23 protein-coding genes and 1 riboswitch are annotated in these 22018 nt (G+C 73.0%); of the genes, 16 read left to right on the top strand and 7 right to left on the bottom strand.

What is annotated here, in order from left to right:
* Positions 1–41: 41 nt before the first annotated feature.
* The 5 genes from ABZ478_RS15560 to ABZ478_RS15540 form a co-directional block, all read right to left on the bottom strand.
* On the bottom strand, positions 42–716 hold the full coding sequence (locus ABZ478_RS15560; RefSeq protein WP_359549282.1) for an urease accessory UreF family protein: 675 nt from the start codon (positions 714–716) through the stop codon (positions 42–44).
* A complete protein-coding gene (locus ABZ478_RS15555; protein ID WP_359549279.1) occupies positions 716–2437 on the bottom strand; it encodes an urease subunit alpha in 1722 nt (573 codons plus the stop codon). Before ABZ478_RS15555 ends, ABZ478_RS15560 begins: the two co-directional genes overlap by 1 nt.
* The gene (locus ABZ478_RS15550; protein ID WP_359549277.1) at positions 2430–2741 is read right to left on the bottom strand and encodes an urease subunit beta; all 312 of its coding nucleotides are present in this window, start codon (positions 2739–2741) and stop codon (positions 2430–2432) included. Before ABZ478_RS15550 ends, ABZ478_RS15555 begins: the two co-directional genes overlap by 8 nt.
* 10 nt (positions 2742–2751) lie before the next feature.
* Positions 2752–3054, bottom strand: a complete 303-nt coding sequence (locus tag ABZ478_RS15545) for an urease subunit gamma (RefSeq protein WP_359549274.1) — start codon at positions 3052–3054, stop codon at positions 2752–2754.
* A 250-nt stretch (positions 3055–3304) separates the two neighbouring features.
* Complete coding sequence (locus ABZ478_RS15540) at positions 3305–3583, bottom strand: type II toxin-antitoxin system Phd/YefM family antitoxin (protein ID WP_359549271.1); 279 nt, start codon at positions 3581–3583, stop codon at positions 3305–3307.
* Between the two features lie 86 nt (positions 3584–3669).
* On the opposite strand from ABZ478_RS15540, the gene ABZ478_RS15535 reads away from it, so the two are divergent.
* The 3 genes from ABZ478_RS15535 (at position 3670) to ABZ478_RS15525 (ending at position 5666) form a co-directional block, all read left to right on the top strand.
* Positions 3670–4308, top strand: coding sequence for an ATP-dependent Clp protease proteolytic subunit (locus ABZ478_RS15535; RefSeq protein ID WP_359549269.1), 639 nt, complete (start codon positions 3670–3672; stop codon positions 4306–4308).
* Positions 4309–4315: 7 nt separating this feature from the next.
* Positions 4316–4624 carry a hypothetical protein gene (locus tag ABZ478_RS15530; RefSeq protein WP_250400192.1) on the top strand — a complete coding sequence of 103 codons (309 nt, stop codon included), beginning with the start codon at positions 4316–4318 and terminating at the stop codon, positions 4622–4624.
* A gap of 341 nt (positions 4625–4965) precedes the next feature.
* Positions 4966–5189: riboswitch (cyclic di-AMP (ydaO/yuaA leader) on the top strand.
* A gap of 3 nt (positions 5190–5192) precedes the next feature.
* Positions 5193–5666, top strand: a complete 474-nt coding sequence (locus ABZ478_RS15525) for a C40 family peptidase (RefSeq protein ID WP_358930081.1) — start codon at positions 5193–5195, stop codon at positions 5664–5666.
* Between the two features lie 192 nt (positions 5667–5858).
* Here ABZ478_RS15525 and ABZ478_RS15520 read toward each other — a convergent pair whose 3' ends face one another.
* Complete coding sequence (locus ABZ478_RS15520; protein ID WP_359549265.1) at positions 5859–6317, bottom strand: ATP-binding protein; 459 nt, start codon at positions 6315–6317, stop codon at positions 5859–5861.
* Between the two features lie 211 nt (positions 6318–6528).
* Between ABZ478_RS15520 and ABZ478_RS15515 the strand changes: the two genes are divergently transcribed.
* Both ABZ478_RS15515 and ABZ478_RS15510 read left to right on the top strand, forming a co-directional pair.
* Entirely contained in the window at positions 6529–7389 is an 861-nt protein-coding gene (locus tag ABZ478_RS15515) for a helix-turn-helix transcriptional regulator (RefSeq protein WP_359549263.1), read from the top strand.
* Positions 7390–7398: 9 nt separating this feature from the next.
* Positions 7399–7623 (top strand): DUF397 domain-containing protein, encoded by a 225-nt coding sequence (locus tag ABZ478_RS15510; RefSeq protein WP_359549260.1) that lies wholly within the window; start codon positions 7399–7401, stop codon positions 7621–7623.
* 95 nt (positions 7624–7718) lie between these two features.
* Here the strand turns inward: ABZ478_RS15510 and ABZ478_RS15505 are convergent, their stop codons facing one another.
* The gene (locus ABZ478_RS15505) at positions 7719–8846 is read right to left on the bottom strand and encodes an 8-amino-7-oxononanoate synthase (RefSeq protein ID WP_359549258.1); all 1128 of its coding nucleotides are present in this window, start codon (positions 8844–8846) and stop codon (positions 7719–7721) included.
* 147 nt (positions 8847–8993) lie between these two features.
* Between ABZ478_RS15505 and bioB the strand changes: the two genes are divergently transcribed.
* The 11 genes from bioB (at position 8994) to ABZ478_RS15450 (ending at position 21898) form a co-directional block, all read left to right on the top strand.
* On the top strand, positions 8994–10217 hold the full coding sequence (bioB, locus tag ABZ478_RS15500) for a biotin synthase BioB (protein ID WP_359549255.1): 1224 nt from the start codon (positions 8994–8996) through the stop codon (positions 10215–10217).
* Positions 10210–11499 carry an adenosylmethionine--8-amino-7-oxononanoate transaminase gene (locus tag ABZ478_RS15495; protein ID WP_359549253.1) on the top strand — a complete coding sequence of 430 codons (1290 nt, stop codon included), beginning with the start codon at positions 10210–10212 and terminating at the stop codon, positions 11497–11499. Before bioB ends, ABZ478_RS15495 begins: the two co-directional genes overlap by 8 nt.
* A gap of 1 nt (position 11500) precedes the next feature.
* Positions 11501–12217 (top strand): dethiobiotin synthase, encoded by a 717-nt coding sequence (bioD, locus tag ABZ478_RS15490; protein WP_359549251.1) that lies wholly within the window; start codon positions 11501–11503, stop codon positions 12215–12217.
* 107 nt (positions 12218–12324) lie between these two features.
* The gene (locus ABZ478_RS15485; protein ID WP_359549249.1) at positions 12325–13017 is read left to right on the top strand and encodes a class I SAM-dependent methyltransferase; all 693 of its coding nucleotides are present in this window, start codon (positions 12325–12327) and stop codon (positions 13015–13017) included.
* Between the two features lie 179 nt (positions 13018–13196).
* The gene (locus ABZ478_RS15480; protein WP_359549246.1) at positions 13197–14009 is read left to right on the top strand and encodes an ABC transporter ATP-binding protein; all 813 of its coding nucleotides are present in this window, start codon (positions 13197–13199) and stop codon (positions 14007–14009) included.
* Between the two features lie 4 nt (positions 14010–14013).
* The gene (locus ABZ478_RS15475; RefSeq protein WP_359549243.1) at positions 14014–16581 is read left to right on the top strand and encodes an ABC transporter permease; all 2568 of its coding nucleotides are present in this window, start codon (positions 14014–14016) and stop codon (positions 16579–16581) included.
* A 441-nt stretch (positions 16582–17022) separates the two neighbouring features.
* Complete coding sequence (locus tag ABZ478_RS15470; protein ID WP_359549240.1) at positions 17023–17910, top strand: LLM class F420-dependent oxidoreductase; 888 nt, start codon at positions 17023–17025, stop codon at positions 17908–17910.
* 44 nt (positions 17911–17954) lie between these two features.
* Positions 17955–18380 carry a GNAT family N-acetyltransferase gene (locus tag ABZ478_RS15465; RefSeq protein WP_359549238.1) on the top strand — a complete coding sequence of 142 codons (426 nt, stop codon included), beginning with the start codon at positions 17955–17957 and terminating at the stop codon, positions 18378–18380.
* Positions 18381–18641: 261 nt separating this feature from the next.
* The gene (locus ABZ478_RS15460; RefSeq protein WP_359549236.1) at positions 18642–19985 is read left to right on the top strand and encodes a hemolysin family protein; all 1344 of its coding nucleotides are present in this window, start codon (positions 18642–18644) and stop codon (positions 19983–19985) included.
* Complete coding sequence (locus ABZ478_RS15455) at positions 19982–20995, top strand: hemolysin family protein (protein WP_359549234.1); 1014 nt, start codon at positions 19982–19984, stop codon at positions 20993–20995. Before ABZ478_RS15460 ends, ABZ478_RS15455 begins: the two co-directional genes overlap by 4 nt.
* 114 nt (positions 20996–21109) lie before the next feature.
* Positions 21110–21898 (top strand): SGNH/GDSL hydrolase family protein, encoded by a 789-nt coding sequence (locus tag ABZ478_RS15450; RefSeq protein WP_359549232.1) that lies wholly within the window; start codon positions 21110–21112, stop codon positions 21896–21898.
* Positions 21899–22018 lie beyond the last annotated feature (120 nt).

Raw genomic sequence — 22018 nt, 5'->3', positions numbered from 1 at the left:
GGCGCCCCTGTCGGACGGCAGAGGTTGCGGGTGGCGGTTCCTCAGGACGCGAACAGCCGCACGGGCCAGGCCGCGTGCCATTCGGCACCGGCCTCCAGCAGCGGTCCCGACCCGGCCGGCAGCGCGTCGGTCCCCTCCTCGGGGACCCTCCGCGCGGCCGTCACCGCGCGGTCCACGACCCGGTCCAGCTCCGGCGCCAGCCGCGCCAGTACACCGGTCGCGTCGAACGGGTCGAGGCTCAGCAGCCGCACCGTCGCCGTCGCCGGCCCGCTGACGCTCTCGTACGCCGCGCAGTACGCCGCGTCCCCGGGTTCGAGACCGGCCGCGCGGGCGGTGAGGCCGAGCACCACCGGCTGATGCGCTCCCTTGGGGAACTCCCGTGCCAGCGCGTCGAGTTCGTGGCACGGCCAGCAGGCCCGGGCGGCCCGCAGCAACTGCCGGCCGAGTCGTCGCGCGGCCACGCGCAGCGCGGGTGAGGGCGTACGGGCGTCCGCGGCCGCGTCCAGCTCCCGCGGCTCGGCGCCCAGGACGGCGGCCGCCGCGAGCGCGCCCGCGACCAGCCCGGCGGTGTGCAGCCGCCCGCGGCAGAAGTCCTCCAGGCTCGCGGCGGAGGTGATCCGGCCCGCCTTGACGGCGGCCTCCGCCCCGCCGGAGTGCGCGTGCCCTCCGGCGGGAAACCGGCCGTCCGCGAGGACGAGCAGTGCTGCCCTGGACATCAGAAGAGGAAGTAGCGCTGGGCCATGGGCAGTTCCGCGGCCGGCGTCGCATCGACCAGCTCACCGTCGATGTGCACGGCGAAGCTGTCCGGATCGACCCGCACCCGCGGTCGCGCGTCGTTCTCCCGCATGTCGGCCTTGGTGACCGACCGCGTCGAGTCGATGGCGACGAGCCGCTTGCCGAGCCCGAGCCGCTCCGGCAGCCCGTCCTCGACGGCGAGCGGTGCCACGAAGTTGAACGAGTTCCCGGCCGGCGCCCGTCCGACCGCCCCGTACATCGGGCGGGGCAGGACGGGCTGCGGGGTGGGGATGGAGGCGTTGGCGTCGCCCATCTGCGCGTACGCGATCTGGCCGCCCTTGATGACGAGGAGCGGTTTGACGCCGAAGAACGCCGGCTCCCACAGCACCAGGTCGGCGAGCTTGCCGGTCTCCACCGACCCGATCTCCCGGGCGAGTCCCTGGGCGAGCGCCGGGTTGATCGTGTACTTGGCGACGTAGCGCCGCACCCGGTGGTTGTCCGCCCGGCCGTCGCCGGGCAGAGCCCCGCGCCGCCGCTTCATGACGTGGGCGGTCTGCCAGGTGCGCAGGACGACCTCGCCGACCCGGCCCATGGCCTGCGAGTCCGAGGAGATGATGGAGATCGCCCCCAGGTCGTGCAGGACGTCCTCGGCGCCGATGGTGGAGGGCCGGATACGGGACTCGGCGAAGGCAAGGTCCTCCGGGACCGCCGGGTTCAGGTGGTGGCAGACCATCAGCATGTCGAGGTGTTCCTCGGCGGTGTTGACGGTGAAGGGCCGGGTCGGGTTCGTCGAACTCGGCAGCACGTGCGGCTCGGAGACGACCGTCATGATGTCCGGCGCGTGCCCGCCGCCCGCGCCCTCGGTGTGGTACGCGTGGATGCCCCGCCCGGCGATCGCGGCGAGCGTGTCGCCGACGAATCCGGCCTCGTTCAGGGTGTCGGTGTGGATGGCGACCTGGACGCCGGTCCGGTCGGCCACGGTCAGCGAGGCGTCGATGACGGCCGGGGTGGAACCCCAGTCCTCGTGCAGCTTGAGCCCGAGGGCGCCGCCGCGGACCTGGGAGAGCATCGCCTCGTGCGAGACGGTGTTGCCCTTGCCCAGCAGGCCGATGTTGAGCGGGTACTGCTCCATCGCCGCGAACATCCGGGCCAGGTGCCAGGGGCCGGGCGTCACGGTGGTCGCCTTGGAGCCCTCGGCGGGGCCGGTGCCGCCGCCGACCAGGGTGGTGATGCCGGCGGCCAGCGCCTCGTCTGCGATCTGCGGGCAGATGAAGTGGACGTGGGCGTCGATCGCGCCGGCGGTGAGGATCCGTCCGTTGCCGGCGATGATCTCGGTCTCCGGGCCGATCACCAGATCGGGGTGGACACCGTCCATGGTGTCCGGGTTGCCGGCCTTGCCGATACCGGTGATCCGGCCGTCGCGGATGCCGACGTCGGCCTTGACGACGCCCCAGTGGTCGACGACGACCACTCCGGTGATGACGGTGTCGGGGGTGCCCTCGGCTCGGGTGGCCCGGGACTGGCCCATGGACTCGCGGATGACCTTGCCACCGCCGAAGACCGCCTCGTCCCCGGCGAGTCCGGGCCCGCCGGAGCGGTCCTCCTCGATCTCGATCAGCAGATCGGTGTCGGCCAGCCGGAGGCGGTCGCCGGCGGTGGGGCCGAACAGGTCGGCGTACGCGGCACGGGAGATCTCAGGCATCCAGGGCACCTCCGGTCGCGCCGCGCAGTCCGGGCACGATCCGGGCGCCGGCCAGGGGCACGAGTTCCACGTCGACGGGGATGCCGGGTTCGAAGCGCACGGCGGTGCCGGCGGCGACGTTCAGCCGCCTGCCGTGCGCGGCGGCGCGGTCGAACTCCAGGCCGGGGTTGGCCTCGGCGAAGTGGTAGTGGGAGCCGACCTGGACCGGCCGGTCGGCGGCGTTGAGGACGGTGAGCCGGGTGACCTCGCGGCCTTCGTTGAAGACGACGGGGCCGTCCGCGAACAGGACTTCTCCGGGGATCATCGCGGCCCCCTCAGACGATCGGCTCGTGCACGGTGACGAGCTTGGTGCCATCGGGGAAGGTGGCCTCGACCTGGACGTCGTGGATCATCTCCGGGATGCCGTCCATGACGTCGTCCCGGGTGAGGAGCGACCGTCCGGACGACATCAGCTCGGCGACGGTACGGCCGTCCCGGGCGCCCTCGAGGATGTGCGACGTGATGAGGGCGACCGCCTCGGGGTGGTTGAGCCGCAGTCCGCGGGCCCGGCGCTTCTCGGCGACGTCCGCCGCCACGTGGATCAGCAGCCGCTCTTGCTCGTGCGGGGTCAGTTGCACGTCCCACCTCACAGTCCTCGCTCCGGACCGTGCGGGGTCCGGTTGCCGCAGCCACCGCGACGGGGACAGATGTAACACACAGACAAATTGCCCCGATGGTGATCAACGCGGGCAGAAAAACCCCTGGTGGCGTGGAGCGGCAGACTAGTTCGCCGGAGTTTCGGCGACGTTAACCAGCCTTTGATCGGCCCATGACCACTCGATGGGCCCCTCCATATGCGGACACTGACGGACCCTCGGCGCGCCGGGGCTAGGAGACGCCGGGCCCCCGGTGCTCGGCGGCGATGCCGAACCGCTGCCGCTCCTGGGCCGCGGGCGCGGCCTCACGCACCTTGGACACGGAGCTGACGACCTCCTCCCCGTCCGGCTGCTCGAGGGCGTCCAGGTGCTCCAGATCGGCGGCCGAGACCAGCGCGACGAGCGGCTTGCCGTGTCGCGTCACGACGACGCGCTCACCGCCGTACACCACCCGGTTGATCAGGTCGGCGAACTCAGCCCTGGCTTGCGTCACCGGAATCTCGTAGGCCATGCCCCCATCATAACGTCACGTACTTCCTGTACATTTTGTACAGACGCGGGGCCGCCGGAGGTCCCGTCGCGAGGAGGGGTACGCCCATGGCACGACCGTCCGCCCGCCACGTCCTGCCCGAGTTCACCGAGCGCACGGACACGGGCCGGCATCGCACGCTCGATCCCTACTCGAAGCTGTTCGAGAACCGGGTCGTCTTCCTCGGGTCACCTCTCGACGACACCGCGGCGACCGATGTGATCAGCCAGTTCATGCAACTCGAACACACCGCGCCGGACCGGGACATCACGCTGTACCTCAACTGCCCGGGCGGCTCGTTCGGCGCCATGACCGCCGTCTACGACACGATGCGCTACGTCCGCTGCGACGTGGAGACCTACTGCCTGGGCCAGGCCGCCTCCGCCGCCGCGGTCCTGCTCGCGGCCGGCACCCCGGGCAAGCGCTTCATCCTGCCGGGGGCGCGCGTGGTGCTCGAGCAGCCCGCGCTGCCCGAACCGGCCCAGGGACAGCCGAGCGACCTCCTCATCCAGGCCGGGGAGCTGACCCGGATGCGGGCGCTGATGGAGGGGCTGCTGGTCCGGCACACCGGGCGCACGCCGGAGCAGGTCGGCCAGGACCTGGAGCGGGATCTGGTGCTGGACGCGCGGGGCGCGCTGGCGTACGGACTGGTGGACGGTGTCGTCCCGAGCCGCAAGGCCGCTCCCGGCGCCGAGCGGGCGGAGTGACCCGCCGATGCTGCCGCCGGAGCTTCCGCCGCTGCCCGCGCTGACCAGGGCCGAGGGCGAGCTGATCGACCGTTACCTGGAGGCGGCCGACCTGCTGGGCCGGATCAACCCGGCGCGGCCGGGAGACACCTACAGCGGGCTGCGCGCGGCGCAGGCCCTGGTGCGCAAGGCGGCCGAGCTGCGCGACGCGCTCGCCCTGATGCACCGGCGGGGCGAGACGGAGCTGCACGGGGACACGCTGGCACGGGCGCTGCGGGTGCTCGACGGTGAGCGCCGTACCGCGCGCGTCGTGCTCCCGCCCGATTGCGTGGGCTGACCCGGACGCCGGTTCCCGCGCCGGGTGGACCCGATCGTCGACGGTCCGCCCGGCGTGGAGTTGAAACGGCCCGAACGACGTACCCCCGGCCGGAGTATCTCCGGGCTTTTTTTCTGACTCTCCGACTTGCGCGATCGGCGGATCGGGGAGATGCGCGGAGACGCTTTTTCCCAGGTCCGGGGCTACGTCCGGGAGTTGACGGAGACTCGAACAGAGCAGTGTCCACCCGAACGGGTGAGTGGTGAGTAACGCCACAAATCCCCGGTTCCATTGGGATTTTCGGACACCTGTGAGTGAAGATCCCTGTCTGACGACAAGACCCCGCCACCGCGGCGGGGCGATCCGTGCGGACGCCGAGTCCTGCCGCCGCCCGGATGACCGGTCGACAGGAGTGGATCGGCAGGAGTGGAGGACCCAGGCAAGACGGGTCGCCGGGACGGACGTTCGTCGCAGACGGACGGTCGTGCCGAGCAGCCCTTGGGGTGAAGCCGCGGCAACGCGGCCGGGCCACTTCGCCAGCCCGAATCCGACAGGTCATCCTTCACAGGCGGCTGACGAAGGGTTGCGCATGACTGCGCTGAATCGTGTCCCGTCGATGATGGCCCGGGCCGGTACGGCCTCGGCTCTTACGCTTGCCGCGGTGGGCGGCTCCATCGCCGTGCCCGGCCTGGCCGGTGAGGCCTCGGCCGCCACGCTGGCGACGAAGGCTCTGCACATCGCCGCCTCCAAGAAGGGCTCTCCTTACCAGTACGGGGCAACCGGTCCGCGCCGATTCGACTGCTCGGGTCTGACGCTCTACTCGTTCAAGAAGGCGGGCAAGAAGCTGCCGCGTACGGCAGCCCAGCAGTACAACCGGACCCGGCATATTTCCGCCGGCCACCGCAGGGCCGGTGACCTGGTCTTCTTCCACTCCGGATCCAGCGTTTACCACGTCGGCATCTACGCCGGGAAGGGCAAGATCTGGCACGCCCCGAAGACCGGGGCCGTGGTGCGGCTCGAGAAGATCTGGACACGGAGCGTCTGGTACGGCCGGGTCAGCTGACCCGGCCCAGCCCCCGGAGCGGCTCCAGCAGCAGGGCCGCTCCCCCTGACCGTCGGCGCCGTCCCGGCGCCCGCCTGAAGCACGCGGGCGGCCCCGGGGCGGCGCGGCCGCGTCCGGCTCCGTGACGGGCCACCGAGGCGGCCGCAGGGCCGCGCGCCGGGCCGCGGTCCCCCGGCTTCCGCAGTTCCTCTTCTAGGGTTCCTGCTGCCCGGCCGTCGTGAGCTGCTCCCCCTGGGGCGTCCACGGCAGTTCGATCGACACCGTCTTGCCGCCCTCGCGGGTGGGGCGGACGCGGAGTCTGCCGCCGCACTCGGCGGTGAGCCAGCGGATGATGACCATGCCGCGCCCGTTGTCCTGCTGGACGGCGGCGGGCAGTCTCTTCGGAAAGCGCGGATGGCTGTCCGTGACACCGATGCGCAGGTGTTCGTCACGGTCCAGCGCGATGTCGACCGTGAAGGTGGGTGACTGACCGAAGGTGTGCTGCACGGCGTTGGTGGCGAGTTCGGAGACGATGAGTCGCACGGTGTCGGCCACGTCGGTGTCCGACGGCAGGCCCCACTCCGCGAGGGTGCCCACCACGTAGGAACGGGCCGCGGAGACCGAGGCGGGATCGCTCGGCAGAGTGACGGATGCTTCCAGGTGGTCTGCCATGGCGACGTCGTCCCTTTCCCACGGGACCGCAGTCCGACGAGGAGCGGATGGTTCGAGTACGGTCCCGGACTGGTGCTTCTTCGCCAGACTGCCATCACCGGGCCGGTCAGGGGAGCGATCCACCAAGATATGCATATATCTGTCGCCCGAAGCGGTGAACTCTGCGACGCGAGACCGTATCCGGGCGGCCCGGAAGGAGTAAGGAGTTCCCATGCAGAACGGTCCCGCGGTCCGGCGCCGCAAGCTGGGCGCCGAACTGCGCGCGCTGCGCACCGGGGCCGGGCTCACCAGTGGCGAGGCGGCCCTCCTGGTGGGCTGGCACCAGTCGAAGGTGAGCCGCATCGAGACCGGCGCCAGCGGGGTGAGGCCGGCGGACGTACGGTTACTCCTCGACGCCTACGACGTCCGGGACCGGCAACTGCGCGACCTGCTGCTGATGTTGACGGGCTCGAAGGACGCGGGCGGCCGCAACCGCTGGTGGCACGCGTACCGGGGCGTCCTGCCGCCCACCTACCGCGACTTCATCAGTCTGGAGTCGCAGGCGAGCGGGATGCGCACCCTGGAGACCACGGTGGTTCCCGGCCTACTGCAGACGCCCGAATACGCTCGCGCGGTGACCCGGGCGGCGGTGGAGGGAGTGGACGAGGAGCGGCTGGACGCCCTGGTGGAGGTGCGGCTCGCGAGGCAGGACGTGCTCCGGTCCGAGCCGCCGCTGAAGCTGACCGCGGTACTGGACGAGGCGGTGCTCAGGCGGGAGGTCGGCGGCCCCGAGGTGATGGCGCGGCAACTGGAACGGCTGATGGAGGCCGCCCGGCTGCCCCAGGTTCGGCTCCAGGTACTGCCGTTCGCGGCGGGGGCGCATATCGGCCTCACCGGGCCTTTCGTTATCTTCTCATTTCCGAGCACTTCTGATCTGGACGTGGTTGTTCTCGACCAGTTGACGAGTAGCCTCTACCTGGAACGGAAAGAAGACCTCATGGCCTACGCCGAGGCCTTCGACACCCTTCAGTTCCACGCCCTTTCACCCGAGGAATCGTTGGACTACATCGCCGGGATAGGTGACGGCGCGTAAGGAGGCACCATGACAGCACTGCCTCGGAACGTCCCAGCCAGTACCGATCTGCACGACGTGCGGTGGCTGCGCAGCAGCTACAGCACCGGAGCGAACAACTGCGTGGAGACGGCCCGGCCGCACTCCGGCCCGTGGGCCGGACTGCTCGCCGTGCGCGACTCCAAGGCTCCGGCCGGACCCGCGCTGCTCTTCTCCCCCGGGAGCTGGGCGGGCTTCGTGGCAACGCTCCGGTGACCGGGTCGAACCCGACCTGACCACCGGCCGGCGGGCCGACCCCTACTGATCAGATCCGATCACTTTCGCCAGATGTGCGGCCGTGTCACGCCGACTCATGGTCGCGCCTCGCGAATCACACGTACAGCGCGTTCGATCTCGGCCCCGGAGAGGTCCGCACGGGCGGTCAGCCGCAGCCGCGAGATGCCGTCGGGCACGGAAGGAGGACGGAAGCAGCCCACGGCCAGGCCTGCCGTACGGCAGTCGGCCGCCCAGCGCACGGCCTGCTCCGGGGACGGAGCCCGCACGGAGACCACCGCGGCGTCCGGTCGTACCGCCTCCAGACCCGCGGCGGTCAGCCGTGCGTGCAGTTCGGCGGCGACCGCGCGGGCCCGTTGCGCCCGCGACGGCTCGCGCCGCAGCAGCCTCAGCGCCGCGAGCGCGGCGCCCACGGCCGCGGGGGCGAGACCGGTGTCGAAGATGAACGTGCGGGCGGCGTTGACCAGGTGGGCGACGACCCGGGCCGGCCCCAGCACCACACCGCCCTGGCTGCCGAGCGACTTCGACAGTGTCGCCGTGACGACCACGTCCGCGGCGCCCGCCAGCCCGGCGGCGTACGGAGCGCCCCGGCCGCCGTCACCGAGCACCCCGAGCCCGTGCGCGTCGTCCAGGACCAGGCCCGCGCCGTGCTCACGGCACGCCTCGGCCAGGGCGGCCAGCGGTGCCGCGTCGCCGTCGACGGAGAACACCGTGTCGGAGACGGCGATCGCCGGTCCCGGGTGTGTGCCGAGCGCCTTGCCCACGGCCTCCGGGTCGGCGTGCCCGACCACCTGGGTGGTGCCCCGGGCGAGCCGGCAGCCGTCGATGAGCGAGGCGTGGTTGCCCGCGTCGGACACGATCAGGGACCCGTGCGGGCCCAGCGCGGTGACCGCGGCCAGGTTGGCGGCGTAGCCGGAGGAGAAGACCAGGGCCGCCTCGAAGCCGCAGAAGTCCGCCAGTTCCCGCTCGAGCTCGGTGTGCAGCTCGGTGGTACCGGTGACCAGCCGGGAACCGGTGGACCCGCCGCCCCAGGTCCGGGCGGCCCCGGCCGCTCCCTCGGCGACCTCGGGATGGTGGGCGAGACCCAGGTAGTCGTTGCTCGCCAGGTCCAGCAGCGGCGAGTCGGCCGGGCGCGGGCGCAGGGTCCGTACGAGTCCGGCGCGACGGCGCGCCTCGGCCTGCTCGTCGATCCAGCCGAACGCCATGGGTCCTCCGGGGCTTTTGTAGGTAGCGGACAGACACTAGCCGTACGGCCCTCCACCCAGGGTGTGGCAATACCCACACGGTGAACCGTCTCCGTTGTGCAAACTCTCCTTGGCCCGAGGCGGTCCCGTAGGACAGGATCGTGCCTCATGGACCTGCTGAACACGCTGGTGGACAAGGGGCTTCGGCGCGAGTCGCCGACCCGCGACGAGGCTCTCGCCGTGCTCGCCACCTCCGACGACGACCTGCTCGATGTGGTGGCCGCGGCCGGCAAGGTGCGCCGGCACTGGTTCGGCCGGCGCGTGAAACTCAACTATCTGGTCAACCTCAAGTCCGGCCTGTGCCCCGAGGACTGCTCCTACTGCTCCCAGCGGCTCGGCTCCACGGCCGGCATCCTCAAGTACACCTGGCTGAAGCCCGGCGAGGCCTCCGAGGCCGCCGCCGCGGGCCTCGCGGGCGGCGCCAAGCGGGTCTGCCTGGTGGCGTCCGGGCGCGGCCCCACGGACCGGGACGTGGACCGGGTCTCCGAGACCATCCGGACCATCAAGGACCAGCACGAGAACGTCGAGGTGTGCGCCTGTCTCGGCCTGCTCTCCGACGGCCAGGCCGAACGGCTGCGCGAGGCGGGCGCGGACGCCTACAACCACAACCTGAACACCTCCGAGGCCACGTACGGGGACATCACCACCACCCACACGTACGCCGACCGGGTGGACACGGTGAACAAGGCGCACGCCGCCGGGCTGTCCGCCTGCTCCGGGCTGATCGCCGGTATGGGTGAGAGCGACGAGGACCTGGTGGACGTCGTCTTCTCGCTGCGCGAGCTCGACCCGGACTCCGTTCCGGTGAACTTCCTGATCCCGTTCGAGGGGACCCCGCTCGGCAAGGAGTGGAACCTCACCCCGCAGCGCTGTCTGCGCATCCTCGCCATGGTCCGCTTCGTCTGCCCGGACGCCGAGGTGCGCATCGCGGGCGGCCGCGAGGTCCACCTGCGCACCATGCAGCCCCTGGCCCTGAACCTGGCCAACTCCATCTTCCTGGGCGACTACCTGACCAGTGAGGGCCAGGCGGGCAAGGCCGACCTGGAGATGATCGCGGACGCCGGGTTCGAGGTGGAGGGCGCCGAGCAGGTGACCCTGCCGGAGCACCGGGCGGCCGCCGCCGGCGGCTGCGGCTCCCACGAGAGCGCCGGGTGCGGGTCGGGTGCGGAGGCGGGCTGCGGTTCGCACGCGGAGGCCGGCTGCGGTTCGCACGAGGGCGGCGGTGTCTGCGGTACGGCGTCCGCACCGGAGCCCGCGGCGAACGAGGCGCGCACCGACCTGGTCGCCGTGCGCCGCCGGGGCGCCGGAACGGATCTCGCGCCCAATGCCTGACCTGCCCGGCCTGAGCGTGCCCGAGCTGCTGGAGCTGGACCGGCGGCATGTGTGGCATCCGTACGGTCCGATGCCCGGGCGCGCCGAACCGCTCGTCGTGGAGTCGGCGAGCGGGGTCAGACTGCGCCCGGCCGACGGCTCGGGCGAGCTGGTCGACGGCATGTCCTCGTGGTGGTCGGCGATCCACGGCTACAACCACCCCGTCCTCAACGAGGCGGCCCGTGAGCAGCTCGGGCGGATGAGCCACGTCATGTTCGGCGGGCTCACGCACGAGCCCGCCGTCCGGCTGGCGAAGCTCCTTGTCGACATGTCTCCGGAGGGGCTCGAGCATGTGTTCCTCGCCGACTCCGGCTCGGTGTCGGTCGAGGTCGCGGTGAAGATGTGCCTGCAGTACTGGCGTTCGCTCGGCCGCCCGGCCAAGCAGCGGCTGCTGACCTGGCGCGGCGGCTACCACGGGGACACCTGGAACCCGATGTCGGTGTGCGACCCCGACGGCGGGATGCACGACCTGTGGACCGGTGTGCTGCCGCGTCAGGTGTTCGCGGACACTCCGCCGGCCGAGTACGAGGAGCCGTACGCGCTGCGGTTGCGTGAGCTGATCGGGCGGCACGCCGACGAGCTGGCCGCGGTGATCGTGGAGCCGGTGGTGCAGGGGGCCGGCGGGATGCGGTTCCACTCCCCCGCGTATCTGCGGGTGCTGCGCGAGGCGTGCGACGAGCACGGCGTGCTGCTGGTGTTCGACGAGATCGCCACCGGATTCGGGCGCACCGGCGCGCTGTTCGCGGCGGACCACGCGGGCGTCACCCCGGACGTGATGTGCGTGGGCAAGGCGCTGACCGGCGGCTATCTCACCATGGCGGCCACGCTGTGCACGGCGCGGGTGGCGGACGGCATCTCGCGGGGCGAGGTGCCGGTGCTCGCCCACGGCCCGACGTTCATGGGCAACCCGCTGGCGGCGGCCGTGGCCTGTGCCTCGATCGGCCTGCTGCTCGGGCAGGACTGGCGGGCGGAGGTCCGGCGGATCGAGGCGGGCCTGCGGGCGGGCCTGGCACCGGCCGCCGCGCTGCCGGGGGTGAGGGACGTCCGCGTCCTGGGCGCCATCGGCGTGGTGCAGCTCGACCACGAGGTCGACATGACCGCGGCCACCCGGGCCGCCGTGCGGGAGGGCGTGTGGCTGCGCCCGTTCCGCGACCTGGTCTACACGATGCCGCCGTTCGTCACCTCGGACGCGGACGTGGCACGGATCGCGCGCGCGGTGTGCGCCGCGGCGCGGGAGGGTTGAGATGCCGGTACTGGTGATCACGGGGACGGGCACGGAGGTCGGCAAGACCGTCACGACCGCGGCCGTCGCCGCCACGGCGCTCGCGGCCGGGCGTTCGGTGGCGGTGCTGAAGGCCGCGCAGACGGGCGTACGGCCGGACGAGCGCGGCGACGCGGACGAGGTGGCCCGGCTGGCCGGACCGGTCACCGCCGCCGAACTGGCCCGCTTTCCCGAGCCGTTGGCGCCGGGTACGGCGGCCCGGCGGGCCGGGATGGCCCCGGTGCATCCGCACGAGGTCGCCGAGGCGGCGGCCAAGCTGGCCACCGAGCACGATCTGGTGCTGGTCGAGGGGGCGGGCGGGCTGCTCGTCCGGTTCGACGCGGCGGGCGGCACCCTGGCCGACACGGCCCGGCTGCTGAACGCGCCGGTGCTGGTCGTCGCCTCGGCCGGCCTCGGCACGCTCAACACCACCGAGCTGACGGCACGTGAACTGCGGGCCCGCGAGCTGGATCTCGCCGGGGTCGTGATCGGGAGCTGGCCCGACGACCCGGACCTGGCCTGCCGCTGCAACGTCGTGGACCTGCCGGAGGTCGCGGGCGCCCCGCTGCTCGGCGCGCTGCCCGCCGGGGCGGGCGCGCTGCCGCCCGCCGCGTTCCGGGCCGCCGCGCCGGGCTGGCTGGCCGGGCGGCTGGACGGGACATGGGACGCGGAGGCGTTCCGCATCCGGCAGGCGCCCTGAGGGACGGCCCCGCACGGCTCGGCCGCCGCTCATGACCTTGGACGCGGCGGGGGTGTGCCGGGGCTCCCCGGGGGAGAATCACCCTAGGCCCTGCCCGGGAGGTTGCCATGCGGTTGTCGTCGGCCGGTTCCGGCACGGTGGCGCGGAGCTCCGTCCACCACCCGCTCTTCGCCCGCTACTACGCCCGGCTCAGCGTGGGCGCCGAGACCCGGCTCGGGATGGCCCGGATACGTGAGCGGCTGCTCGCCGGGCTGTCCGGGCGGGTGATCGAGATCGGTGCCGGGAACGGGCTGAACTTCGGGCACTACCCCGGGGAGGTCGCGGAGGTCGTCGCGATCGAACCCGAGCCGCTGCTGCGGAAGCTGGCCCTGGAGTCGGCCCTGCGCGCCCAGGTGCCGGTCGACGTGGTGCCGGGAGTCGCGGAGGCGCTGCCGGTGAAGAGCGAGGCCTTCGACGCGGCCGTGCTGTCGCTGGTGCTGTGCAGTGTGCGGGACGTGGCACGGGCGCTGGGCGAAGTGCGGCGGGTGCTCAGACCGGGTGGCGAGGTGCGGTTCTTCGAGCACGGCCGGGGCGGCGGCCGGATGATGGTGCTGACCCAGCGCACCCTGGACCGCACGCTCTGGCCGGCCCTGAGCGGCGGCTGCCACCTGGCCCGTGACCCGGTCGCCGGGCTGCGTGACGCCGGGTTCGAACTCGGGCCGCAGCGGCGGGTGCTGCTGCCGGAGCGGGGACCGAGGCTGCCCACGTCGTACTGCGCGCTGGGCACGGCCTGGCGGCCCGGGGAACCGGCCGAGCGCTGACCGCCGCGGGCCGCCCGGCACCGGGCGCCCGCACTCGCGGCTGCGGGCCCGCTGGGCCGTCCCGGGGACGGTGTCCCTTACACGGTGTGCGTGTCGTCGGCCCCTGGAGGGATACCGGCTGTGGGGCCGGTCACACTAGGCTCGGTCGGAACGAGGGAGTCGACGACCGGGAGGCGGTCTTGTCCACACCTGCTGCGGAGCACGCGCCGGGCCTGACGCCGGACGGCGGGATCGCGGCCCGCGCGCGCGGCCTGACCAAGGCGTACGGCTCGGGCGAGACCGCGGTGCTCGCCCTCGACTCGGTGGACGTGGACATCGCCCGTGGCCGCTTCACCGCCGTGATGGGCCCCTCGGGCTCCGGGAAGTCCACACTGATGCACTGCCTGGCGGGCCTGGACGACGTGTCCGCCGGTCAGGTCTGGCTCGGCGACACCGAGATCACCGGTATGAAGGACCGGGAACTGACCCGGCTCCGGCGGGACCGGATCGGCTTCATGTTCCAGTCGTTCAACCTGATCCCGACGCTGAGCGCGGCCGAGAACATCACGCTGCCGATGGACATCGCGGGCCGCAGGCCCGACCAGGCCTGGCTGGACCGGGTCATCGACACCCTCGGTCTGCGCGGGCGCCTGTCCCACCGGCCCGCGCAGCTCTCGGGCGGTCAGCAGCAGCGGGTGGCGTGCGCGCGGGCGCTGGCCTCCCGGCCCGAGCTGATCTTCGCCGACGAGCCGACGGGCAACCTGGACTCGCGGGCCGGGCTGGAGGTGCTGGGCTTCCTGCGCGGCGCCGTGGACGACCTCGGGCAGACGGTCGTCATGGTCACCCACGACCCGGGCGCGGCCGCCCACTCCGACCTGGTGCTCTTCCTCGGCGACGGGCGGATCGTGGACGAGATGGCGCGGCCGACGGCGGACGCGGTGCTGGAGCGCATGAAGGCGTTCGACGTGGTGCGGGGACGGCTCGGCGACGACGTCACCGCGCACGAGGGCTGACCCGGTGCTCAGGGCGACCCTGCGCGGTTTCCTCGCCCACAAGGGCCGGCTGGCGCTGTCCGCGCTGGCCGTCGTCCTGTCCGTGGCGTTCGTCGCGGGCAGTCTGATCTTCTCCGACACCGTCGGCCGCACCTTCGACCGGCTCTTCGCCTCCACCGCCGCCGATGTGACCGTGGAACCGAAGGAGGACCTGAAGTCCGCCGTGCCCGGAGGCGTGGTCCGGACGCTCCCCGCGGAGCTGACGGACCGGATCTCCAAGGTGGGCGGGGTCGCCGCCGTGTACGCGGACGTCTCGGTGCGGAACGTGGTGGTGGTCGACAGCCGCAACCGGTCCGTCGGGCCGACCACCGGCGCCCCGACCGTCGCCGGCTCCTGGTACGCCACCCGGCGCAGCCCGGTGAAGCTGACCTCCGGCCACGCCCCGCACGGCGCGGGCGAGGCGCTGCTCGACGCGGACACCGCCGGCGAGAAGCACGTACGGATCGGCGACACGCTGACGGTGCAGGCGCAGCCGGGTTCGTTCCCGGTCCGGGTCGTCGGCATCGCCACGTTCACCACCACCAATCCGGGTGCCGCCCGGGTGTTCCTGGACCCCGCGGTGGCCGGCCGCGTGCTGCTCGGCTCCGCCGGCCGGGCCACCGACATCTCGGTGGACGCGGCGAAGGGTGTGACCGACAAGGAGCTCAAGCACCGGGTCGGCTCGGCGATCGGCACCGGGACGTACGACCTGAGGACCGCGGACGAGCAGGCCAAGTCGGCCGCGGCCGACCTCGGCGGCTTCCTCGACGTGATCAAGTACGTGATGCTGGGCTTCGCCGGCATCGCCGTGCTCGTCGGCGTCTTCCTGATCGTCAACACCTTCTCCATGCTGATCGCCCAGCGCACCCGCGAACTGGGGCTGCTGCGGGCGCTGGGCGCGGACCGGCGGCAGGTGCGGCGGTCGGTGCTCACGGAGGCGGTGCTGCTCGGAGTGGTGGGCTCCACGCTCGGCCTCGCCGCCGGGATCGGCCTGGCGTTCGGCCTCATCCGGCTGATGGCCGCGTTCGGGATGAACCTGAAGGCCACCGAGATGGTCATCGGCTGGGGCACCCCGGTCGCCGCGTACGTGGTCGGTGTCGGCGTCACCTTCGTAGCCGCGTACCTGCCCGCGCGGCGGGCGGCGGCCGTCTCCCCGATGGCGGCGCTGGCGGACGCCGAGGTCGCCGGCGTGGGCAGGCCGCTGCGGACCCGGGCGATCGTCGGCGCCGTGGTCGGGGCGGCCGGTGCGGCCTCGCTGGCCGGCTGCGCCGCGGCCACGCGGACCGCCCCGGCGTCCTCGTTGCTCGGCCTCGGCGTGGTGCTGACGCTGGTCGCCACCGTGATCGCGGGCCCGCTGCTGGTACGGCCCGTGATCCGGGTCCTCGGCGGTGCCTTCCCCGCGCTGTTCGGGCCGGTCGGCCGGATGAGCCAGCGCAACGCGCTGCGCAACCCGCGCCGCACCGGTGCCACCGCCGCCGCGCTGATGGTGGGCCTGGCGCTGGTCGGCGGCATGTCCGTGGCGAGCGCGTCGATGTCGGCGTCGTTCGACCGGCAGATCGACAGGACGCTCGGCGCCGACTTCATCGTGCAGGGCACCGAGTTCAGGCCGTTCAACAGGGACGTCACGGACGCCGTGACCGGAACCCCGGGCGCCGGGCTGGTCGTGCGGCAGCGGATCGCCCCGATCGCCCTGCGGCTGCCCGACGGCAGGCGCGTCCAGACCACGGCCGCCGGGTACGGCCCCCGGCTCGACGAGGTCGCCCACCTCACCTACGCCCGGGGCGGCTCGCCCGCGGCGCTGGCGGCAGGGCACCTCGCCCTCGACGCCGGCTTCGCCCGGGACCACCGGGTGCGGGTCGGCACCGTGCTCCCGGTCGAGTTCCAGGGCGGCCGCCGGGCGGAACTGACGGTGGGGGCCCTCACCGACCAGGAGGGATCGCAGGCCTTCGGTTCGCAGGGCGGTGTCTTCCTCGGCCTCGCGACGCTCCAGAAGCACGTGCCGGACGGCCAGGACTCCGCGCTCTACGTCAACGCGGCCCCTGGCACCGGCGCCCAGGAGCTGCGCTCGGCCCTGGAGCGGTCGCTCAAGCCGTTCCCTCAGGTCCAGGTGCGCGACCAGGCCGACTACAAGAAGCTCGTGCACGACCAGATCGCGGTGCTGCTGTACCTCGTGTACGCGCTGCTCGGGCTCGCCATCGTCATCGCGGTGCTCGGCGTGGTCAACACCCTCGCCCTGTCGGTGGTGGAGCGCACCCGGGAGATCGGGCTGCTGCGCGCGATCGGGCTGGGCCGGCGGCAACTGCGCCGGATGATCCGGCTGGAGTCGGTGGTGATCGCGGTGTTCGGGGCGGTGCTGGGACTGGGGCTCGGTCTGGTGTGGGGTGTCTGCATGCAGCGGGTGCTGGCCCTGCAGGGCATGACCGCGCTCGCCATCCCGTGGGGCACCGTCGTCGCGGTCGTGATCGGCGCGGCGGTGGTCGGCATCGTGGCGGCCCTGCTGCCGGCGCTGCGGGCGTCCCGGATGAACGTGCTGGCGGCGATCGCGCACGAGTGACGCCGGTCGCCTCCGCGGGACGGCACGGGCTTCCGCGCGGCGCGTGGCCGGCGTCCCGCGGGCCGCGCGTTCGCGATCGTGGCCCTCTGTACGGGACGGCACGGGCTTCCGCGCGGCGCGTGGCCGGCGTCCCGCGCGCCGCGGCGCGGCCCACGCGTGGTGTGACGCCGGCTGCGCGTGGCGCGTCCGCGGGCCGCGCGTTCGCGATCGTGGCCCTCTGTACGGGACGGCACGGGCTTCCGCGCGGCGCGTGGCCGGCGTCCCGCGAGCCGCGGCGCGGGCCACGCGTGGTGTGACGCCGGCTGCGCGTGGCGCGTCCGCGGGCCGCGCGTTCGCGATCGTGGCCCTCTGTACGGGACGGCACGGGCTGCCGCGAGGCGCTGCGGAGGCGTGATGGAATCGTGGGGCCAGGCTCAAGTCACCTGCTGTCGAGGAGAGTTCATGCCGCGCCCGTTCCGCTTCGGGGTCAATCTGCTCACGCCCTCGCCCGCCGCCGAGTGGCGGGCCTCGTGCCGCCGCGCCGAAGAGCTGGGGTACGACGTGATCCTGGTCCCCGACCACCTCGGCATGGTCGCGCCGTTCCCGGCGCTGGTGGCGGCCGCCGAGGCGACCGAGCGGCCGCGCCTCGGCACCTTCGTGCTCAACGCGGGTTTCTGGAACCCCGCGCTGCTGGCCCGCGAGGTCGCGACCACCGACGCGCTGACCGGCGGCCGGCTCGAACTCGGCCTCGGCACGGGCTACGTCGAGGCCGAGCACGAGACGGCCGGGCTGCCGTACGGCTCCCCGCGCGAGCGGGTGGATCATCTGCGGCGCACGGTCGAGGAGCTGGACCGGCTGCTCGGCTCGCAGGAGCACCGGCCGAAGCCCGAGCAGCGCGGGGTGCCCCTGCTGATCGGCGCCAACGGGGACCGGATGCTGCGGCTGACCGCCGAACACGCGGACATCGCGGCGTTCACCGGAGCCCGGCCCGGTCGCACCGCCGGGACGCTGGAGCCGCTGACGGCCGGGGAGCTGGACGAGCGGGTGGCCCGGTACCGGGAGCACGCGGCGGGCCGGCCCGAGGAGGCGGAGCTGAACCTGCTAATCCAGATCGTCGCCGTCACCGACGATCCCGAGCCCGTCCTGGGGCCCCTGCTCGAACGCCGGCCGCAGCTCACTCTGGAGGCGGCCCTGGCCCTGCCCATCGTGCTGGTCGGCCCGCTCGATCACCTCGTGGAGCGGGTGCGGGCGCAGCGGGAGCGGTTCGGGTTCTCGTATCTGACGGTCCTGGAGCCGTCGATGGAGGAGTTCGCCCCGGTGCTGGCCCGGTTGCGCGAGGAGTCCGCATGATGGAATTCCCGGGCGGAAAAATCCTCGCGTGATGGGGTCTTCGCATGATCGAACTCCGACTGCGCCCCGCCCTGCCCGCCGACCTGGACGCCGTCCTCGCGTTCTGGCGGACGGCCGCCGAGGGCACCAGCATCAGTGACGACCGCGAGGGGGTGGAGCGGTTGGTCGCCCGCGATCCCGGGGCGCTGATCCTCGCCGAGGCGGAGGGCGAGCTGGTCGGCACGGTGATCGCGGGCTTCGACGGCTGGCGCTGCCATCTGTACCGGCTCGCGGTGTGTCCCGGACGGCGGCGGCAGGGCGTCGGCTCGGCGCTGCTGGCCGCCGCCGAGAAGCGGTTCGCGGCGCTCGGCGGGCGGCGCGCGGACGCGATGGTGCTGGTCCGCAACGAGAGCGCGCACCACGCGTGGCGGGCCGCCGGGTACGGGCCCGAGGAGCGGTGGCGGCGCTGGGTGAAGCCGCTCACGGACTGACCCCGGGCCGCTCACGGAACGACCTCAGGCCGCTCACGGACCGGATCCCGCCGCCGCACAGCCCGGATCCTGCCCCCGCACGGACCGGTGTCCCGCCGTTCACCGACCGAATCCACAGGACTCTTTGCCCATCCTTTACCATTGAGCGAGCACTCGGCCCTCCATGAAAGGTTGTGAGAGTCCGCCCATGGGCGATCCTCCCAGTCCGCGACACCGCGCGCCCCGCCCGGCCCTGCCCGATCATGGGACGGGGGTGACCCGATGACCGAAGTGCTGCTCCTCCTGCTGGCGATCCTGCTCGCCGTGGCCTGCGGCGCGTTCGTGGCGGCCGAGTTCTCGCTGACCACCGTCGAGCGCGGAGAGCTGGAACGGGCCGCCGAACGCGGCGAGCGGGGCGCCGCGGGCGCCCTGAAGGCCGTACGGAACCTGACCTTCCAGCTCTCCGGCGCACAGCTCGGCATCACCGTCACCAACCTGGTGGTCGGCATGCTCGCCGAGCCCTCCATCGCCAAGCTCCTCGCCGGGCCCTTCGAGGCGCTGGGCCTGTCCGCCACCACGGCGAGTACCGTCGCGCTGGTGCTGGGCACGGCCCTGTCCACGGTGTTCCTGATGGTGGTCGGCGAACTGGTGCCGAAGAACTGGGCGATCTCCTCGCCGCTCGCCGTGGCCAAACGGGTGGGCAACGCGCAGCGCTGGTTCAGCGCCGCCTTCCGCCCCTTCATCACACACCTGAACAACATGGCCAACCGGGTGGTGCGCCGGATCGGTGTCGAGCCTGCCGAGGAGCTGGCCTCCGCACGGGGGCCGCAGGAACTGGCGGCCCTCGCCCGGCACTCCGCGAAGGCGGGCGCGCTGGAGGCGGACACCGCGGAGCTGTTCGTCCGGACACTGAACCTGGCCGACCTGACGGCGGAGAACGTGATGACCCCGCGCGTCCAGGTCGTCGCCCTCGACGCCCAGGCGACCTGTGAGGACGTCGCGAACGCGACCCGGGCGACGGGCCTGTCCCGGTTCCCCGTCTACCGCGGCAGCCTAGACTCGGTCGTCGGCGTCGCCCACATCAAGGACGTCCTGGCCATGCCCGCCGACCAGCGCACCCGCCGCTCCGTCGGCCAGGTGATGCGCGAACCCCTGATGGTGCCGGAGTCCCTCACCGTCGACCGGCTGCTGGACCGGCTGTCCGGCAGGCGCACCATGGCCGTCGTCATCGACGAGTACGGCGGTACGGCCGGTGTGGCCACGCTCGAGGACATCGTCGAGGAGGTCGTCGGCGAGGTGCGTGACGAGCACGACCCGCACGAGACGCCCGACCTGGCCCCCGCGGGCGCCGACACCGAGGGCCGGGCCCTGTACTCCGCGGACGGCGCCGCCCGCACCGACCAGCTCGCCCGGGTGGGCCTGCGGGCACCCGAGGGGCCGTACGAGACGCTGGCCGGCCTCGTCGCCACCGAACTGGGCCGTATACCCAGCGTCGGGGACACCGTCGAGGTGGCCGGCTGGCGGCTGGACGTGGTGGACGCCTCGGGGCGCCGCGCCGCGCGGGTGCTGCTGCACGCGCCACTGGACGACGAGGAGCACGACCGCCGGAAGGAGGGGGCGCGATGACCGCCGTACAGCTGCTGATCGGCCTGGCGACGCTCGTCGTCAACGCCTTCTTCGTGGGTGCCGAGTTCGCGCTGATCTCGGTGCGCCGCTCGCAGATCGAGCCGCTCGCCCAGGAGGGCGACCGGCGCGCGAAGAGCGTGCTGTGGGGCCTGGAGCACGTGTCCGCTTTGCTGGCCGCCGCCCAGCTGGGCATCACGCTGTGCACGCTGGTCCTCGGTGTGGTCGCCGAGCCGGCGATCGCGCATCTGCTGGAACCGGTGTTCCACGCGGTCGGCGTGTCCACGGGTGTGGGCCACGCGGTGTCCTTCGTGATCGCGCTGACCCTGGCCACCTATCTGCACATGCTGCTGGGCGAGATGGTGCCCAAGAACATCTCGCTCGCCGAACCCGTGCGCAGCGCGCTGGTGCTCGGCCCGCCGCTGGTCGCGCTCTCCCGGGCGCTGCGCCCGGTGATCTTCGCGATCAACGCCTTCGCGAACGGGCTGCTGAAGCTGCTCAGGGTGGAGGCCAAGGACGAGGTGTCGGCGACCTTCACGGACACCCAGCTCGCCGAGATCGTCAAGGACGCCAGCGAGGCGGGGCTGATCGACGACCGGGCGCAGGAGCGGCTGCACGACGCCCTGGAGCTGGGCCGCCGCCCGGTCCGGGACGTGGTCGTCCCGCTCCGGCGGGTGGTCTACGCGCGCGTGGGCGTCACCGCCGAGCAGTTGGAACGGCTGTCGGCCGAGTCCGGCTTCTCCCGGTTCCCCGTGGTCGACGAGGGCCGCCGGATCGTCGGCTATCTGCACGTGAAGGACGCGCTGGACGCCCTGCCGCGGGATGTGCCGTTCCGGCTGCGGGACATGCGGCCCATCGCGCGCGTGCGGGAGAGCACACCGCTGGACGACGTGCTCACCGCCATGCGCGGCAGCCGTACGCACGTGGCGGGCGTGCTCGGCGACGACGGCCGGCTGGCGGGCCTCGTGACCATGGAGGACGTCCTGCGGGAGCTGTTCGGGCAGCCAGCCTGAGCCCACGCCCGACGGGCCGCCCGGCCCGCCCGGCCCCGTCGTCCCCGGCCCGCCCCGAGCGGGCCGGGGGCGACCGACCGACGGGTATGGAGCCGGGTTACCATCGCTGACGCCATGCACACGAATTCCATACCGCCCGCGCACACCAGCCTGGTCGCCCTCGGCGACTCCTTCACCGAGGGCATGTCGGACCTGCTGCCCGACGGCTCCTACCGGGGCTGGGCCGATCTGCTCGCCGCGCGGATGGCCGTCCGCACCCCCGGATTCCGTTACGCCAACCTCGCGGTGCGCGGCAAGCTGATCAAGCAGATCGTCGACGAGCAGGTCGACGTGGCGGCCGCGATGGGCGCCGATGTGATCACCCTCGTCGGCGGGCTCAACGACACGCTGCGGCCCAAGTGCGACATGGTCCGGGTGCGGGCTCTGCTGACGGAGGCCGTGGAGCGGCTGGCGCCGAACTGCGAACAGCTCGTGCTGATGCGCAGCCCCGGCCGGCAGGGCCCGGTGCTGGAGCGGTTCCGGCCGCGCATGGAGGAGCTGTACGCCTGCATCGACGAGCTGGCCGCCAAGCACGGCGCGCTGGTGGTCGACCTGTACGGGGCGCCGTCACTGGCGGATCCCCGGCTGTGGGACGTGGACCGGCTGCACCTGACGGACGAGGGGCACCGCAGGGTCGCCGAGGCGGTGTGGCAGGCGCTCGGCTACGAGCCCGAGGACACCGAGTGGCGCGTCCCGGTTCCGGCCACGCTGCCGCCCGGCTGGATGCACCGGCGGATCGCCGACGCGCGGTTCGCCCAGCAGTACCTGCTGCCGTGGATAGGCCGCCGGCTGACCGGCCGTTCCTCCGGCGACGGCCGCCCGGCCAAGCGTCCCGAGCTGCTGCCGTACGAGGGGCGGGCCTAGGCCCGCGCGCCGGGTCCCGGCGACGGGCCGGCCCGCCTCTCGGCGTGACGTGGCTCTCGTAGCTTCCGCCGAACGGGACCGTGGCGCTGGCCTGCACGAACCGCCAGTAGAATCTGGACA

This window comes from Streptomyces sp. NPDC005706 (assembly GCF_040631045.1).
Lineage (GTDB): Bacteria > Actinomycetota > Actinomycetes > Streptomycetales > Streptomycetaceae > Streptomyces.
This window is presented reverse-complemented; position numbering and strand designations above follow the sequence as displayed.

Excerpts from the sequence above, each read along its gene's own strand:
- ABZ478_RS15550 (WP_359549277.1), bottom strand. The coding sequence starts at position 2,741 with ATGATCCCCGGAGAAGTCCTGTTCGCGGACGGCCCCGTCGTCTTCAAC.
- ABZ478_RS15460 (WP_359549236.1), top strand. The coding sequence starts at position 18,642 with ATGACCGAAGTGCTGCTCCTCCTGCTGGCGATCCTGCTCGCCGTGGCC.
- ABZ478_RS15530 (WP_250400192.1), top strand. The coding sequence starts at position 4,316 with ATGCTGCCGCCGGAGCTTCCGCCGCTGCCCGCGCTGACCAGGGCCGAG.
- ABZ478_RS15470 (WP_359549240.1), top strand. The coding sequence starts at position 17,023 with ATGCCGCGCCCGTTCCGCTTCGGGGTCAATCTGCTCACGCCCTCGCCC.
- bioB (WP_359549255.1), top strand. The coding sequence starts at position 8,994 with ATGGACCTGCTGAACACGCTGGTGGACAAGGGGCTTCGGCGCGAGTCG.
- ABZ478_RS15455 (WP_359549234.1), top strand. The coding sequence starts at position 19,982 with ATGACCGCCGTACAGCTGCTGATCGGCCTGGCGACGCTCGTCGTCAAC.
- ABZ478_RS15520 (WP_359549265.1), bottom strand. The coding sequence starts at position 6,317 with ATGGCAGACCACCTGGAAGCATCCGTCACTCTGCCGAGCGATCCCGCC.
- ABZ478_RS15555 (WP_359549279.1), bottom strand. The coding sequence starts at position 2,437 with ATGCCTGAGATCTCCCGTGCCGCGTACGCCGACCTGTTCGGCCCCACC.
- ABZ478_RS15505 (WP_359549258.1), bottom strand. The coding sequence starts at position 8,846 with ATGGCGTTCGGCTGGATCGACGAGCAGGCCGAGGCGCGCCGTCGCGCC.
- ABZ478_RS15560 (WP_359549282.1), bottom strand. The coding sequence starts at position 716 with ATGTCCAGGGCAGCACTGCTCGTCCTCGCGGACGGCCGGTTTCCCGCC.
- ABZ478_RS15465 (WP_359549238.1), top strand. The coding sequence starts at position 17,955 with ATGATCGAACTCCGACTGCGCCCCGCCCTGCCCGCCGACCTGGACGCC.
- ABZ478_RS15495 (WP_359549253.1), top strand. The coding sequence starts at position 10,210 with ATGCCTGACCTGCCCGGCCTGAGCGTGCCCGAGCTGCTGGAGCTGGAC.
- ABZ478_RS15510 (WP_359549260.1), top strand. The coding sequence starts at position 7,399 with ATGACAGCACTGCCTCGGAACGTCCCAGCCAGTACCGATCTGCACGAC.
- bioD (WP_359549251.1), top strand. The coding sequence starts at position 11,501 with ATGCCGGTACTGGTGATCACGGGGACGGGCACGGAGGTCGGCAAGACC.
- ABZ478_RS15485 (WP_359549249.1), top strand. The coding sequence starts at position 12,325 with ATGCGGTTGTCGTCGGCCGGTTCCGGCACGGTGGCGCGGAGCTCCGTC.
- ABZ478_RS15535 (WP_359549269.1), top strand. The coding sequence starts at position 3,670 with ATGGCACGACCGTCCGCCCGCCACGTCCTGCCCGAGTTCACCGAGCGC.
- ABZ478_RS15525 (WP_358930081.1), top strand. The coding sequence starts at position 5,193 with ATGACTGCGCTGAATCGTGTCCCGTCGATGATGGCCCGGGCCGGTACG.
- ABZ478_RS15515 (WP_359549263.1), top strand. The coding sequence starts at position 6,529 with ATGCAGAACGGTCCCGCGGTCCGGCGCCGCAAGCTGGGCGCCGAACTG.
- ABZ478_RS15450 (WP_359549232.1), top strand. The coding sequence starts at position 21,110 with ATGCACACGAATTCCATACCGCCCGCGCACACCAGCCTGGTCGCCCTC.
- ABZ478_RS15540 (WP_359549271.1), bottom strand. The coding sequence starts at position 3,583 with ATGGCCTACGAGATTCCGGTGACGCAAGCCAGGGCTGAGTTCGCCGAC.